Annotated in this window: 12 protein-coding genes; 9 read left to right on the top strand and 3 right to left on the bottom strand. The window is 70.5% G+C overall.

The features are described from left to right. Window positions 1–5: 5 nt before the first annotated feature. Window positions 6–2,288: a peroxidase family protein gene (locus A3CQ_RS0130830; RefSeq protein ID WP_020514813.1), complete on the bottom strand. Its 2,283-nt coding sequence runs from the start codon at window positions 2,286–2,288 to the stop codon at window positions 6–8. Between the two features lie 387 nt (window positions 2,289–2,675). Between A3CQ_RS0130830 and A3CQ_RS0130825 the strand changes: the two genes are divergently transcribed. The 4 genes from A3CQ_RS0130825 (at window position 2,676) to A3CQ_RS0130810 (ending at window position 6,130) form a co-directional block, all read left to right on the top strand. Continuing rightward, on the top strand, window positions 2,676–3,569 hold the full coding sequence (locus tag A3CQ_RS0130825) for a response regulator transcription factor (RefSeq protein ID WP_157296559.1): 894 nt from the start codon (window positions 2,676–2,678) through the stop codon (window positions 3,567–3,569). Between the two features lie 96 nt (window positions 3,570–3,665). Continuing rightward, a complete protein-coding gene (locus A3CQ_RS54670) occupies window positions 3,666–4,085 on the top strand; it encodes an MBL fold metallo-hydrolase (RefSeq protein WP_051115394.1) in 420 nt (139 codons plus the stop codon). Beyond that, window positions 4,049–4,297: a hypothetical protein gene (locus A3CQ_RS0130815; protein WP_026206369.1), complete on the top strand. Its 249-nt coding sequence runs from the start codon at window positions 4,049–4,051 to the stop codon at window positions 4,295–4,297. Before A3CQ_RS54670 ends, A3CQ_RS0130815 begins: the two co-directional genes overlap by 37 nt. A 75-nt stretch (window positions 4,298–4,372) precedes the next feature. Next, a complete protein-coding gene (locus tag A3CQ_RS0130810) occupies window positions 4,373–6,130 on the top strand; it encodes an ATP-dependent DNA ligase (protein ID WP_026206368.1) in 1,758 nt (585 codons plus the stop codon). 5 nt (window positions 6,131–6,135) lie between these two features. On the opposite strand, the gene A3CQ_RS0130805 is transcribed toward A3CQ_RS0130810, so the two are convergent. Continuing rightward, a complete protein-coding gene (locus A3CQ_RS0130805; RefSeq protein ID WP_020514810.1) occupies window positions 6,136–6,711 on the bottom strand; it encodes a TetR/AcrR family transcriptional regulator in 576 nt (191 codons plus the stop codon). A 94-nt stretch (window positions 6,712–6,805) separates the two neighbouring features. Here A3CQ_RS0130805 and A3CQ_RS0130800 point away from each other — a divergent pair, with 94 nt between their 5' ends. Beyond that, complete coding sequence (locus tag A3CQ_RS0130800) at window positions 6,806–7,663, top strand: aldo/keto reductase (protein WP_020514809.1); 858 nt, start codon at window positions 6,806–6,808, stop codon at window positions 7,661–7,663. 3 nt (window positions 7,664–7,666) lie between these two features. Here the strand turns inward: A3CQ_RS0130800 and A3CQ_RS0130795 are convergent, their stop codons facing one another. Further along, the gene (locus tag A3CQ_RS0130795) at window positions 7,667–8,650 is read right to left on the bottom strand and encodes an NAD(P)H-dependent flavin oxidoreductase (protein WP_020514808.1); all 984 of its coding nucleotides are present in this window, start codon (window positions 8,648–8,650) and stop codon (window positions 7,667–7,669) included. Between the two features lie 87 nt (window positions 8,651–8,737). Between A3CQ_RS0130795 and A3CQ_RS0130790 the strand changes: the two genes are divergently transcribed. The 4 genes from A3CQ_RS0130790 (at window position 8,738) to A3CQ_RS0130775 (ending at window position 15,367) form a co-directional block, all read left to right on the top strand. Beyond that, complete coding sequence (locus A3CQ_RS0130790; RefSeq protein ID WP_020514807.1) at window positions 8,738–11,278, top strand: glycoside hydrolase family 3 C-terminal domain-containing protein; 2,541 nt, start codon at window positions 8,738–8,740, stop codon at window positions 11,276–11,278. Between the two features lie 173 nt (window positions 11,279–11,451). Next, window positions 11,452–13,029 carry a methyl-accepting chemotaxis protein gene (locus A3CQ_RS54665; protein WP_020514806.1) on the top strand — a complete coding sequence of 526 codons (1,578 nt, stop codon included), beginning with the start codon at window positions 11,452–11,454 and terminating at the stop codon, window positions 13,027–13,029. Window positions 13,030–13,159: 130 nt separating this feature from the next. Beyond that, window positions 13,160–13,924 (top strand): DUF899 family protein, encoded by a 765-nt coding sequence (locus tag A3CQ_RS0130780; protein WP_020514805.1) that lies wholly within the window; start codon window positions 13,160–13,162, stop codon window positions 13,922–13,924. A 27-nt stretch (window positions 13,925–13,951) separates the two neighbouring features. Further along, window positions 13,952–15,367: a xylulokinase gene (locus A3CQ_RS0130775; RefSeq protein ID WP_020514804.1), complete on the top strand. Its 1,416-nt coding sequence runs from the start codon at window positions 13,952–13,954 to the stop codon at window positions 15,365–15,367. Window positions 15,368–15,388: the final 21 nt, after the last annotated feature.

Below are 15,388 nucleotides of genomic sequence, written 5' to 3'. Positions count from 1 at the left end.
GATGTCTAGCCGACGCTGCAGGCGGTGGTGTTGACCGAGAACGCGGCCGGCCGGCCGTTGGTGCCCGACCAGGTGGCGTTGAAGCCGATGCCGTCCCGGGTCTGACCGGGGGCGATGGTGGCGTTGTACGGTGCGCTCGCCACCGGCACCCGGATGCCGTCCTGCGCGACGGCGCTGTTCCAGAACTCGGTTATCTGCTGCCCGTTGGGGAACACGAAGCGCAGCTTCCAGGCCGGGATCGGCGTCGAGCCGGTGTTGGTGATGCTCATCGTGACGCCGAAACCGCCCGACGTCGGGGTGGAGTTCCACTGGGTGTCGACCCGGTAGGTGACCCGGCAGCTCGCCGGCGGCACGTCGCCCTCGTCGAAGAACACGTTCACCGGCAGATCGGCCCGGGCGATGCCGGCGTCCTGGGCGATGATGTCGCCGAGGTTCCGCCGGAAATCGATCCCGTACGTGGTGCGGATGTAGTCGAGCGCCGCGGTCTGGTTGCCGTAGAAGAACCGGTCGCCGTCGCGCAGCTGCCGGAACTGCGTGGCCCACATGGCCCGCTGCAGCTCGCCGAGATCCGAGCCGGCCGTGTGCGGTTCGGCGATCAGGCCGACGAACGCGTCCACGTTGTTCACGTTGCCGTAGATGGCCTGCAGGCGGGCGGCCAGCGGGGCGGTTCGGGCGAACCGGGTCGGGGTGGCCTCCAGCGCGTCGGCGTCGTTGCGGTCGACCTCCGTGTTGAACGCGTCGGTGAGCGAGGTGAACGCCAGGCTCGCCGGGCTGTCGACACTCGTGCCGGGCGGGAACGCCGAACTTGTCTCACCGGTGATCTGCGTGAACGACGTGCGCGCCGGCAGCCCGTACGCCTGCCGGAGCTGGTTGTAGCTCGGCATGCCGTGGTCCCGGCCGCGCTCGATGTCGATGGCGCCGAGATCGACCACGCCGTTGAAGCACGCGGGCAGGGTCGGACCGTCCAGGCAGTCGGGGTTGCCGCTGACCGGGATCTGGAACAACACGCTGCGGAGCTGGTTGTCGATCATCTCTTCGTTCTTGTACTGCGGTTCGCCGCCCACGGCCTCCAACAGCGGCCCGAGCCCGAGCTGGGGCACGAGGTCCGGGTTGAAGAAGCCCCTGTTCAGCGGAACCACGATGGTGACCTCGTCGCCGGCCGGCTCGACCTCGAGGCCCTGGGCCCGGAAGGCGTCCAGCTGGGCCGGCGTGTACGTGCCGGCGTCGGCCTCGACCTCCATCTCGCCGTGGATCTGGCTGTGCGCCCGGTAGCCGACCGTCGCGAACTCGTTGCTCAGGCTCGCGTTGGCGTTCGGGTTGTAGCCGGAGTACGCGGGCAACGTCACGCCCATCGCCGGCAGCCACTCGTTGTAGGTGATGTACTGCTGCTCCGCGATGATCACCTTGCGGGCGATGTCGAACTTGTCCTGCTCGCTCAGCGACGACGGCAGTGCGTTGACGATCCGGTTGTGCTCGCGCGCGAAAAGCGTATGCGTGGCCGTGAGGAAAAGATTCTCATTCGCCCGTACGTCGCCGGCGACCATGCGGTTGTCCGGGTTCGCGCGCAGAATGCCGTCGACCTCCATGGGTGGCGAGGAGCTCGCGTTGCCGCGCGCGGTCGCCCTCGGCAGGTACCCGTTCTGCATCAGCAGCCGGGCGCCGTTGTTGGCCGGGTTGCCGTCGGCGCTGCCCTCGCGCAGCCAGTCGAGGCGGGTGGGCGAACCGCCGTACACGGTCCAGGCATCGAGGTAGGAATTGTTGGAGTTGATCTGCTGGCGCGGGTTGGTCACCCCCGTGCCCGGGGCCGGAGCGCTGCGTACGAAGGGAATGTTGCCGGTGTTGTTGGCGAATTCCTCCATCGGGTCGGCGCTGTTGAACGGGATGTTCGTGGTCTCGCCCGTGGGCTCGCCCGGCTCCGCGCCCAGCCGCAGGCCGAAGGTGTGGTCGAGGAACTGCCCCCAGGTCCAGCCCCACGCGGTGACCTGCCGCTCGGAGAAGACGTTCTGGTTGATGTCGTTGAACACGCGGTTGCTGACATAGCGGGCGTTGGGCCCGGTTACCTCCTGGCTGGTGCCGTTCGCGTACCGGGCCGGCGCCACCCGGGAGTAGGCGGTGCCGGCCTGGCCCCAGGTCGGGTTGGCGACGTTGTTGCCGCGGCCGTCGAGGCTCTGCACCTCGAACGGAACGGCGGCAGCGGCGGGACCCGTCGTGGCCAGACCGGCCGCGACCACAATGGTGACAACGGCGACGGCGAGCGGCTTTGGCACATTGTTCCGGAGCGCGTTCATTTTCCCTCCCACACACGTGACCGAATTGCGGGAAGCGCGGCGCTTGGGGGCAATACTTGTACCGATCCAGATTGCGGTCAATAGACGACGGTCGACGCATTCCCCCTAGGGCCCGACGTCATTAATGAAACGGTTAACGGTTTTAATGTCGAGCCGCAACTATCACGTTGCGGACTATCGTGCTGGTCGCCGAGATGCAGCATCTGCGTGAACCGGCAGAAGGCCGCCTCGGATTCGATCACGTCGCTCAGGCTGGTGAACCGGTGCAGAACCCCCTAGTGGCTTGTCAATCGGAAAAAAGAGAGAACAATCACTAGCGTCTATGTGATATCCCGGGAACCCTGGGCGCCTGCGTCGGCTCGCGGACCTTCAACGAAGGAGGCTGCGGTGGAAACGTCAATCGCCAGGCCGGTGCCCGTCGCGATCTGCGGCGCCCAACGGCTGTTCCGCGACGTCCTGGCGGCCGCCCTGTCGGCGCGCCCGGAGTTCGAGGTGGTCGGCGACGTTGGCGACCCGGCCGATCTGCTGTCGCTGTGCCGCCTGAGGGCACCCGAACTGGTGCTGTGCTGCGCCGACGAGTCGATGTACCGGTACCTCCCGGCGCTCTCGGCCGTGCGGGCCCACTCCGCCCGGACCCGGCTCGTGCTGATCTACCAGGAGCTGACCCGCCTCGACGTGGCCGTGGCCCGGCGGGCCGGGGTGGACACGCTGATCCCCTGCTCGCACGGCCTGGACGCGCTGCTGAGGGTGCTGGGCCAGCATTGGACGGGGTTGCGTCCGGCCGGCCGCGCCGTCGTTTCGCCGACCGGCACGTCGGCCGAGCTCACCGACCGCGAGCAGGACATCGTGGCGCTGCTCGCCGCCGGCCACCCGGTCGCGCGGATAGCCTGCCTGCTGGGCCTCGGCACCCGGGTGGTGGAGAACCACAAGCGCCGGATCTACCAGAAGCTGGCCGTCTCCAGCCAGGGCCTGCTGGCCGCCCGGGCCGTCACGCTGGGCCTGGCCGGGCGCTCCGCACCGGGCCTGGCCGCCTGCCCGGTCCCCGTTCTCGGCGCGGCCGACGGGTTGCCGGAGCTGACCGTGCGCGAGGCCGACATCCTGTGCTCGATCGCGCGCGGCGACACGGTGCGGCAGACGGCGAGGTCGCTGGGCATAGCGGAGAAGACCGTCGAGAACACCCAGGCGAGGCTGTTCCGCAAGCTGAACGCGAAGAACCGGATCGGCGCCCTGGCCACCGCCCACGCCCTGGGCCTGCTCGAGCTGCTCACCGAGAAGACCTGACGACCGCCACCTCCGCCGAGGTGCAGTCATCATGCGGATTCCGCGGCGCCGCCGCCGTTGGTTCGCTCGTTCCAGATCGCACAAGCCGGAGGAACGATGAGCCTTGCATTCGACGTGTTCTCGGTGGATCCCAAGCCGATCCCGGGTACGGTGCCGGGGTTCGAGGAGGCGGTGGGCCGGGCGACCTGGCCGCCGTCCACATCGACCCTGATCAGCGACGACGACAGCGCCGTGCTCGTGGACTGCCTCATCACGGTGCGCGAGGGCCGGGAGTTGGCGGCCTGGGTCGGGTCGCACGACCGCGAGCTCGACTACGTGTACATCACTCATCCGCACGCCGACCACTTCCTCGGGCTGACCGAGATCCAGACGGCGTTCCCGCAGGCGAGGGCGGTCGCCGTGGCCGAGTCGATCCCGGCCATGCGCGAACAGATCTCGCCCGGGTACATGCGGGTCTGGGCCGGGTTCTTCCCCTGGCGTTGGAGACCCTGGCCGCGCTGGAGGCCCGCACACTGATCGCCGGCCACCGCAACCCGGCGGCAACCGACGACGACGCCCGCCGCCAGATCGGCGAGAGCCGCCAGTACCTGGCCGACTTCGAGGCGGCGCTGGAACGCAGCTCCACGCCGCGCGAGCTGATCGACCGGATGACGACCACCTATCCCGACCTGGCGAATCCGTACACACTCTGGGTCGCGGCCCACGACCAGCTCGGCGCCCGAGCCTGACCTTTCCGCAGATCTCGAAGCTGGCCACCGGCCGTCCGCGGGTGTTTGGATGGGTCGACTCGGGGGGCGGTGACGATGCGGTACGAGACGGTGGCCGAGGCGTATCGGGATCTGGAGCAGGCGACCGGCCGGCTCGCGATGATCGATCGCATCGCGGGGCTGATCGAGCAGACGCCGGTCGAGCTTCTGCCCGCGGTGGTGCTCCTGTGCCAGGGAAAGATCGCGCCGGACTTCGCGGGAGTGGACATCGGCCTGGCCGAGCGGCTGGCCGCCCGCGCGGTCGGCACCGCCGCCGGGGTGACCCAGGATCGGGCCCTGGCCGGGGCGCGCGAGACCGGTGACCTCGGCCTGGCCGCCGAACGGCTGCTGGGGGAGCGCGACCTCGTCGACACCCCCGGCCTGCAGGTCTCGGTGGTGTTCGACACGCTGCACGAGATCGCCGCCGCGGCCGGGGCCGGGTCCCAGGGCCGCAAGCTGGAGCTGCTCGTCGCGTTGCTGGGCCGGGCCACACCGCTGGAGGCGCGCTACCTGGTGCGCACGGTGACCGGGAATCTGCGTCTGGGCATCGGCACCGCCACCATCCTCGACGGGCTCGCCCAGGTGTACGCCGGTGGCCGCAAGGCTCGCCCGGTCCTCGAGCGGGCCTTCAACATCTGCTCGGATCTCGGACTGGTCGCCGCCACGGTGGCCGAGGGCGGGCCGGAGGCCGTGCAACAGATCCGGGTACGTGCCGGCAACCCGGTCCGGCCGATGCTCGCCCAGCGGCTGTCCAGCCCGGCCGAGGTGCTCGCCAAGCTGGGCGGCAGCTGCGCCGCGGAGTACAAGTACGACGGCATCCGGGTGCAGGCCCACCGCACCGCCGACGGCACGCTCGAGCTCTACACCCGCGGCCTGGAACGGATGGCCTGGCAGTTCCCCGACCTCGTCCAGATGCTCGACGCCGCCCTGCGCCCGGCCGAGGTGATCCTCGAGGGCGAGGTGGTCGCCTTCGATCCGGCCTCCGGCGACCTGCGCCCGTTCCAGGAGGTGATGTACCGCCGCCGCACGCACGGCATCGCCGAGGCCGCGGCCCAGGTGCCGGTGAGCCTGTTCTGCTTCGATCTGCTGTACGCCGACGGCGAGGACCTGACCCACCTCGACTACCCGCAGCGGCGGCAACGGCTGACCGCGGCCGTCGAGACCTCCGGCCCGCTGCGGCTCGCCACCGCCGAAGTGGTCACCGACGTCGCCGGGCTCGACGCCCTCTTCGAGCAGGCGGTGGCCGACGGCTGCGAGGGACTGGTCTGCAAGTCGATCGCGCCGACCGCCGGTTACCAGGCCGGCGCCCGCGGCTGGACCTGGGTCAAGCTCAAGCGTGACTACCGCACCGAGCTCACCGACACCCTCGACCTGGCCGTGGTCGGCGCGCTGTACGGGCGCGGCCGCCGGGCCGGCATGTACGGCGCGCTGCTGCTGGCCGCCTACGACCCGGACAACGACGTCTTCCAGGCGGTCTCCAAGTGCGGCACCGGCTTCAGCGACGCCGACCTCGCCGGGCTGCCCGGACGGCTGGCGCCGCTGATCCGCGACGAGCGCCCGGCCCGCGTCGACTCCGGCCGCGACGCCGACGTGTGGTTCGAGCCCGGCCTGGTCATCGAGGTGGTCGCGGCCGAGCTGACCCCCTCCCCGCACTACACCGCGGCCCGCGGCAAGCTGCCCGACGAGGACGCCGGACTGGCGTTGCGCTTCCCCCGTTTCACCGGCCGCTGGCGCGACGACAAAACACCCGAGGACGCCACCACCACCGACGAGCTCCTGCAGCTCTACCAGGCCGCGCGCCGTGCCACGGCGTAGCGATTTCAGGAGCGGGCGAGCAGCCCGTCGACCAGCAGTTGCAGCATCCGGGTGGCCTGGTCGACGTCGGCGGCGGCCAGCATGATGCCGGCCATGCTGGCCGAGACGTCGGCCGGCTCGACATCGGCGCGCAGGCTGCCGTCGGCGCGGCCGGCGTCGAGCAGGGTGGCGATGGCGTCGTTGAGGTGCTTGCGGGTGTGGCCGGAGTTGATCGCGCCGCTCGCGATCACCGCGCGCAGCGCCTCGGCCATGCCGTGCTTGGTGGCCACGAAGTCCTGGTAGCGGCGCATCCACTCGCGCATGGCCTCGGCCGCCGGGCGCTCGGTCACCAGGCTCGCGGCCGTCGCGCACAGGCGGGTGAGCTCGCTGCGGTAGACCTCCTCGACCAGGGCCTCGCGGGAGGGAAAGTTGCGGTAGAGCGTGCCGACGCCCACCCCGGCCTCGTGGGCGATGGTCTCGATCTTGACGGGATGCGGGCCGGCCGTGAGCGCGCGGGTGGCGGCGTCGATGATGCGCTGCCGGTTGCGCCGGGCGTCCCGGCGCGCGCCCGGGCGCCGCTCGTCGTCAGAAACCGGAATCACCTCACAAGCGGAATCGATTCCGCTTCTGCTAGCGTGGGTACGACCAAACGGAATCGGTTCCGCTTACCGCCATCCTATCCGGGAGGACCACACCATGACGTACGCGTACGGGAAGCTCGGCGACCACGACGTCCTGCGCGTCGGATTCGGCGCCATGCAGCTGGAACACGGCGATCCCGCGGACGCGGTCGAGGTGCTGCGCCGCGCGGTCGAGCTGGGTGTCGATCACCTCGACACGGCCCAGTTCTACGGCCCGGGCACCGTCAACATCCTGATCAGAAAAGCCCTGCATCCGTACGCGGAGGGACTGCGCATCGTCACGAAGGTCGGCGCCGTGCCCCACCCGACGCAGCGATTGACCACCGCCCAGAAACCGGCGGAGCTACGAGCGCAGGTCGAGGCGAACCTGCGCACCCTCGACACCGAATGCCTCGCGGTCGTCAACCTTCGCCGGTGCGACATACCGCCGGGCATCATCGCGACCGGCGACCAGCGGGTCGACCTCGACAGCCAGCTGGCCGAGCTGATCGCCCTGCGCGACGAGGGCAAGATCGGCGGCATCGGCCTGAGCCACGTCAGTCTCGAGCAGCTCCGGCAGGCCCTTCCGGCCGGCATCGTCTGCGTGCAGAACCTCTACAACGTCCTCACCCGCGACCACGAGGACGTGCTGGCCGCCTGCGCCGAGCACGGCATCGCGTGGGTGCCGTTCTGCCCGCTCGGGTCGGCCTTCGACTGGCTGCCCGCCGTCACCGCCAACCCGGTGGTCATCGCGCACGCGCAGCGCCTCGGCATCACCCCGGCCCAGGCCGCGCTGGCCTGGCTGCTCGGGCACAGCCAGGCCACACTGCTGATCCCCGGCACGCGCACCCTCGGCCACCTGACCGACAACATCGCGGTCACCCGGATCGAACTGGACCGGGAGGCAACGGCGGCCCTCGACGCGCTGGCGTGACGGTCAGCGGCGGTAGAGCGCCAGGCGTTCCGCGGCCTGGGCGGTCATGTCGGCGATCACCGACGCCGCGCCCTTGACCGCGTCGACCAGACCCACGCCCTGGCCGGCCAGCAGCGGCATCTCGTCGAAGTCCCCGGTGGTGAGGCCGCGCATCGGGACGAGGTTGCTGTACCGGCGCAGCTCGACCACCTGGTCGCCCAGCGTGGTCTCGCCGATGACCGGACGGTCGGTGGTCGGTGTCGCGTCGACCACGCGGTTGCGCAGCACGCGCATCGGGTTGAACTCGGGGGTCTCCGGGCCGAACAGCGACGTCCGCACGGTGTCGGTGGCGTGCGCGGCGACCAACCGGTCCTTGTAGTCCTCGTGGGCCATGGACTCGTCGGTGGCCACCAGCCGGGTGCCCACCCACGCGCCGTCGGCGCCCAGCATCAGGGCGGCGGCCAGGCCCCGGCCGTCGGCTATGCCGCCGGCCGCCAGGACCATGGCCGGGCCCACGGCGTCGACCACCAGCGGAACCAGGGCGAACGTCGGGAGCGTGGCGAAGTTGTGGCCGCCGGCCTCGATGCCCTGGGCGACGATCACGTCGATGCCGTCGCCGGCCGCGCGTATGGCGTCGTCCACGGAGCCGACCTGCTCGAAGACCTGGCAACCGGCCTCGTGCAGGCGGTCGATCCAGGCGCGCGGTGGGTGACCCCAGTGGAAGGACACGGCGGCGGGCGCGGCCTCGCAGACGGCGTCGATGCGGGGGTCGTCGGTGAAGATGGTGATGAAGTTGACGTGGAACGGGCCGGGCGTCGCGGCCCGGATGCCGGCGATGACCTGGGTGATCGCCGGCGGCGGGAGCAGGCCGACCCCGAGCGAGCCGAGCGCGCCGGCGTTGCTGACGGCCACGGCGAGGTCGGGGGTCATGCCGACGAAGGCCATCCCGGCCTGGGCGATGGGTGTGCTCAGGCCGAACGCCTCGGTGAACCTGGTGCGTAATTCCATGCCATCGACTCTGGCCCATTCGGCGTTCCGGGCCTGTCCGGCGACCGACAGCCCGGTAGCCTGGGAACGCTCCCAGGGAGGGGTCGGATGAGGCGTGGGCTCGCGGTACTGGCAACTGTCTTTCTTCTGTCGGCCGACGCGGTCGCGGTGGCGCAAACCGGAGGGCAGGTCTATCTCGACCCGGCCTACTCGCCGGAGGAGCGGGCCGCCGATCTCGTGTCGCGGATGACGCTGAGCGAGAAGGCGTCCCAGATGATCAGCAGCCGGGCGTCGGCGATCCCCCGGCTCGGGGTCGCCGCGTACGGCTGGTGGAACGAGGCCGCACACGGGGTGGCCCGGGAACAGACCAACGACGGGGACAACCCACCCGACCTGACGAACACCACGTCGTACCCGGTGAGTCTGTCTTTGGGGTCGACCTGGAACCCCGCGCTCGTCTATCGCGAGGCCTCGATGATCTCCGACGAGGCGCGCGAGGTGGTCAGCGACAACCGGTACGACCTCGACTTCTACTCGCCGACCGTGAACCTCGCCCGTGACCCGCGCTGGGGGCGCAACGACGAGACGTTCGGCGAGGACCCGGTGCTCACCGCGACGCTGGCCGCGCAGTTCGTCGACGGGCTGCAGGGGCAGACCCCCGACGGCGCGATGCAGAACGGCTATCTCAAGGCGATCGCCACGCTCAAGCACTACGCGGCCAACAACAGCGAGGCCAGCCGGCTCAACGGATCGTCCGACATGGACGAGCGCACGCTGCGCGAGTACTACACGGCCCAGTTCCGCGACATCATCCGGTGGAGCCACCCGGGCTCGATGATGAGCGCCTACAACAGCGTCAACGGGGTGCCGTCGGCCGCGAACCCGCACCTGATCGACACGCTCGCGCGGCAGACGTACGGCTTCGGCGGGTATTTCACGTCCGACTGCGATGCGATCTACGAGATCATGGCCGGGCAGAACTGGCTGCCGCCGGGCGGGGACGGGCCGCTCGACCAGTACAGCCGGACGGCGGTCGCGCTGAACGCCGGCGAGGACCTCGACTGCAACATGGGCTATCACGACGAGTGGAGCTACGCGAACACGATCCCCGACGCGGTCCGGCACGGCCTGGTCTCGGAGAACACCGTGGACGTCTCGCTGACCCGGCTGTTCACGGCCCGGATGGCGCTGGGCGAGTTCGACGCCGAGAGCCAGGTGCCGTGGGTGGCCGAGGCGCGGAAGCGACTCGCGCCGCACACCTGGGTGAACGACGAGTCCAACAAGGCGGTGACGCAGACGCCGGACCGGCTCGCGATGGCCCGCGCGGCCGCCGACGAGAGCATCGTGCTGCTGAAGAACCAGGGCGGTCTGCTGCCGCTGAAGACCGCCAAGAAGATCGCGGTGATCGGCACCTTCGGCGACCCCGCCGACTTCTACCTGGGCGGCTACTCGAGCATCCAGACCCACTCCGGGCTGGTCAACTCGGTCACCGGCTACCAGGGTCTGCAGAAGGCGTACCAGGTCGACTTCCTGCCCGGAACGGTGCCCGGAACGCTCGACTCGATCGATCCGGCGGCGATCGCGGCCGCCAAGAACTACGACGCCGTCATCGTCTACGCCGGCACCGACGACGAGACCGCGAGCGAGGACCACGACCGCGCCACGCTCGCCCTGCCCGGCGCGCAGGCCGAGCTGATCCGCCGCGTCGCCGCCGCCAATCCTCGGACCATCGTCTATCTCGAAACGGTCGGACAGGTAGACGTTTCGTCCTTCGCCGACAAGGTCCCCGCGATCCTGTGGAGCTCGTTCAACGGCCAGCGCAAGGGCGAGGCCCTCACCGACGTCATCAGCGGAAAGGTCACACCAAGCGGCCGTTTGCCCTTCAGCTGGTACGCCGACGAGAACCAATTGCCCCCGATGGAGGACTACGCGATCCGCCCCTCCTCGACCAGCCCCGGCCGCACCTACCAGTACTTCACCGGCAAGGTCGCGTACCCGTTCGGCTTCGGCCTGAGCTACACGACATTCGGCTTCGCCGGTCTGTCCTATCAGGACGGCAAGGCCACCGTCACGGTCACCAACACCGGCGCTCGCCCCGGCGCCGAGGTGGTCCAGCTCTACGCCACCACGCCCGACTCGCCCGCGAGCGCGCAACGCCCGCGCAAGCGCCTGATCGCGTTTCAGAAGGTCAGCCTGCAACCGCATCAGAGCACCCGGGTCACGCTCCCCGTCCGTACCGAAGACCTGATGTTCTTCGACGAAAAGACCTCGGCGTTCCGCCTCGATCCCGGACGGGTCGGCCTCCAGATCGCCACCTCGAGCTCAGATCAAGACATAAAACAGCGGACGTACGCGCCATCGGCCACCACGCCGCCCCCAGTGCCCGAGGTGGTGACCACCAAGCCGGCCCTGGCGGGCCAGACGGCCCAGCGCGTCCGCTTCCCGGCGGGCAGCACGATCGACCCCCGGCCCACGGTCGCCTACACCGACCAGAGCCTGCACACGACCGGCGTCACCTACACGAGCAACCGCACCCAGGTCGTGGCCGTCGCCGGCAACCAGCTGGAGGCCCGAAGCCCGGGCGTCGCCACCATCACCGCAACCGCGGGCCCGGCCCGCACCACCTTCGTCATCGTCGTGACGGCCTGACCGTCAGATACTCGGACCCTCGGCCTCGCTTCGGCGGGGATTGACGATTTTGGTCTTGCCGGGACGCTTGAGGTGCTGCCATTGAGGAGCGCCGGGTCTTGGGCCGAGAGGGTAGGCCGCCGCCGCGTTCGGTCGGACGGCGTTCTTGCCGCGGTGCGAGATGGAGTGTGGTCATGGGGTTCGTGCATCGTGTGTCGGGGCGGCTCGCGCTTGCGTTCCTGGCGCCGCTGGTCGTGTTGTGCGTCGTCGGCGTGATCACCTATCGCAACACCAGCAATCTGCGGCACACCAGCGGCATGGTGTCCCACACGTATCAGGTGCTGGAGGGCCTGGAGACCATCACCAGCCGCCTCAAGGACGCCGAGACCGGTCAACGTGGCTTCCTGATCACCGGGCAGGAGGCGTATCTCGACCCGTACAACGCCGCCCTGGCCGCCATCTCCGGCGACATCGACAACGTGGCCACGCTGACCAAGGACAACACCGCGCAGCAGCAACGCATCGGGCAGCTACGCCCGCTGGTGACCGCGAAGCTGGACGAGCTGAAAGAGACCATTGACCTGCGCCGGGACAGCGGTTTCGACGCCGCGCGTGCGGTGGTGCTCACCGACAAGGGCAAGGCGGTGATGGATCAGATCCGCAGCCTGTTGTCGGCCATGAGCAACGCCGAGTCGAGCCTGCTGTCGGTCCGCGACAGCGAGTCCGCCGAGGCCTCGGCGCAGTCGCACGCCGTCATCGCGATCGGCGTCCTGCTCACGGCGATCCTGGTGGTGGCGTTGGGCGGTCTGCTGGCCCGCAGCATCCTGCGGCCGCTGAGTGCCCTCACCCGGCGCATGCGGGAGATCGCCGAAGGAGAAGGCGATCTGACGCAGCGCGTCGACGAGTCCCGCCGTGACGAGTTCGGGACGCTGGGCGTGGTGTTCAACCAATTGATGGGCAAACTGTCCGCCACCATGGGCAGCATCGCCGGTCAGGCGCGCGGGCTGGCCGGCGCCATCCAGGAGCTGACCACCGTGTCGACGCAGATCGGCACCGCCGCCGAACAGACCGCGTCGCAGGCCACCTCGGTGTCGGCGGCCGCCGAGCAAATGCGCAGTACGGTAGGCACTCTGGCCGCGGGCGCGGAAGAGATGGGCGCCTCCATCCGGGAGATCTCCACCAACGCCACCGAGGCCAGCCGGATCGTGGCGCAGGCCGTGGACGTGGCCGGCAACGCCAAAACCACCGTGACCCAGCTCGGGGAATCCTCCGGCGAGATCAGCAACGTGGTGAAACTGATCAACGCGATCGCCGAGCAGACCAACCTGCTCGCGCTCAACGCGACCATCGAGGCCGCCCGCGCCGGCGAGATGGGCAAGGGCTTCGCCGTGGTCGCCTCCGAGGTCAAAGATCTCGCCCAGGAGACCGCGCGTGCCACCGACGACATCACCGGACGCATCGCGAGCATCCAGACCGATGCGGACGCCGCCGGCGAGGCCATCGCGGAGATGAGCGAGATCGTCATCCGGGTGAACGACTACCAGACCACCATCGCCTCCGCGGTCGAAGAGCAGACCGCCACCACCGCCGAAATGGCCCGCAACATCAGTGACGCCTCCGCCACCACCGACCAGATCGCCGCCAGCGTCGGCACGGTCGCCGCGGCCGCGTCGCAGACCACCCACGCGGTCCGCGACATCCAGGGATCCGTCAGTGGCCTGGACGGCATGAGCACCGGTCTACGCTCGGCCATCGACCAGTTCCGCTACTGAGCGGCAACGGCGGCCGGCTCGGCTCGCACCCCGGACGAGACCGCGGCGTACCCGTGGCGGAATGGGGAAGCCCCGGATGTAGAAGCCGGGACGGTAGCTTCGACGTCTCGGGTACAGAAGGGAGTCAGTCATGACGACGAACCAACTTTCCGGGCGCCCGCCGATCGTTGACCTGGACACCTGGCAGGCGGCCCGGGATGAGTTGCTGGTCCGGGAGAAGGCGCACACCCGCGAGGGCGATGCGATCGCGGCGGCGCGCCGCCGGCTGCCGATGGTCGAGATCGACGGTGGCGTCGAGGTCGTCGGCCCGGACGGCCCGGTGCCGTTCCGAGACCTTTTCCAGGGCCGTGATGAACTGCTGGTCTATCAGCACATGTGGCACGACGGTGCGCCGCACCAGGGGCAGTGCGAGGGCTGCACGGTGTCGGCCTGGCATCTGCGGGACACCAGCTACCTCAACGCGCGCGGGGTGTCGTTCGCCGTACTCACCCCGGGCCGGTGGGATGAGGTGGCCCCGTTCGTCGAGTTCATGGGCTACACCCAGCCCTGGTACTCGGTGCGCGACGTGGCGGAGCCGATCGGCGGCGACATGGGCTTGTTCAGTTGCTTCCTGCGCGACGGCGAGCGCGTGTTCCTCACCTACCGCACGACCGGCCGGGGCACCGAGCCGGCCAGCGGCTCGTTCGCCCTGCTCGACATGACGCCGTACGGGCGAGGTGAGGCTTGGCAGGCCAACCCGAAGGGATGGCCCACGGGCGAGGCGCCGTGCTGGTATTGGCGCGCGGATGTGGACGGTAAGTCCACGTGGGGCCCGACGAGCCGCCCGGTACCCCAGTGGACTCGTCCGGGTGCAAGCCCGGAGACCACCCTCGGCCGAACCGGTGCACCCCACTGACCGCACCCGACAGCGCAGGAGAGACCCGTGTCGCTCGTGGCCGGGGTCGATTCGTCGACCCAGTCGTGCAAGGTCGTCATCCGCGACGCCGGGACCGGGGAGCTGGTGCGGGAGGGCCGCGCTCCGCACCCCGTCGGCACCGCCGTGCCGCCGGCCGCGTGGGAGGCCGCCCTGTCCGACGCGGTCGCGCAGGCGGGCGGTCTGGAGGACGTGGCGGCCGCCTCGATCGCCGGGCAGATGCAGGGCATGGTGTGCCTGGACGCCGACGGCGCGGTCGTCCGGGACGCCTTGCTGTGGAACGACACCCGTTCGGCCGGCGCCGCTGCCGACCTGATCTCGGACCTCGGTGGCGGCGAGGCCGGGCAGCGAGCGTGGGCGGAGGCGGTCGGCCTGGTTCCGGTGGCCAGCTTCACCGTCTCCAAGTTGCGCTGGCTGGCCTCGGCGGAACCGGGCAACGCCGCCCGTACGGCCGCGGTGTGCCTGCCGCACGACTGGCTGACCTGGCGACTGGCCGGCGCTCCCGGGCTGGATGCGCTGCGCACCGACCGCAGCGACGTCAGCGGGACCGGATACTGGTCGGCCGCGACCGGTGCGTACCGCCTGGACCTGGCCCGGTTGGCGTTCGGTCGCGACGACCTTCTGCTGCCACCGGTGCTCGGGCCGACGGGCCGGGCCGGGCACCTGCGTACCGGTGCTCCGCTGGGACCCGGCGCCGGCGACTGCGCCGCGGCGGCGCTGGGCGTGGGCGCCGAGCCGGGCGACGTGATCGTCTCGATCGGCACCTCCGGCATCGTGTCCACCGTGTCCGAGGTGCCGGCGGTCGACCCGAGCGGGATCGTGGCCGGGTACGCCGACATGACCGGCCGGTTCCTGCCGCTGGTGTGCACGCTCAACGCCGCCCGGGTGCTGGACGCGGCCGCGACCATGCTGCGGGTGGACCACGCGGGCCTGTCGGCGTTGGTGCTGTCCGCCCCGCCGGGCGCCGACGGACTGGTGCTGGTGCCCTACCTGGAGGGCGAGCGCACCCCGAACCGCCCGTACGCCACCGGCGCCGTGCACGGCTTGACACTGCACACCGCGGACCCGGCGCTCCTGGCCCGAGCGGCGGTGGAGGGCATGTTGTGTGCCCTCGCCGACGGGCTGGACGCGATGATCGCGCAGGGCACGACGGCCAACCGGGTCATCCTGGTCGGTGGCGGCGCCCGTTCGGAGGCGGTGCGCCGGATCGCGCCGACGGTGTTCGGCCGCCCCGTGCTCGTCCCGCCGCTGGGGGAGTCCGTCGCCGACGGCGCCGCCCGCCAGGCGGCCTGGGTGCTCTCGGGTGGGCCGCGGCCGCCGTCGTGGGCGGCCGGCCCGGTGGAGACGCACGAGGCCGATGCCGTGCCGGCGATCCGCGAACGGTACGCCGAGGCCCGCGCGAACATCCTGGACCGCGCCGACTGACGGCGGCAGCGGCTGCTACGA

This window comes from Paractinoplanes globisporus DSM 43857 (assembly GCF_000379645.1).
Taxonomy (GTDB): Bacteria; Actinomycetota; Actinomycetes; order Mycobacteriales; family Micromonosporaceae; genus Actinoplanes; species Actinoplanes globisporus.
This window is presented reverse-complemented; position numbering and strand designations above follow the sequence as displayed.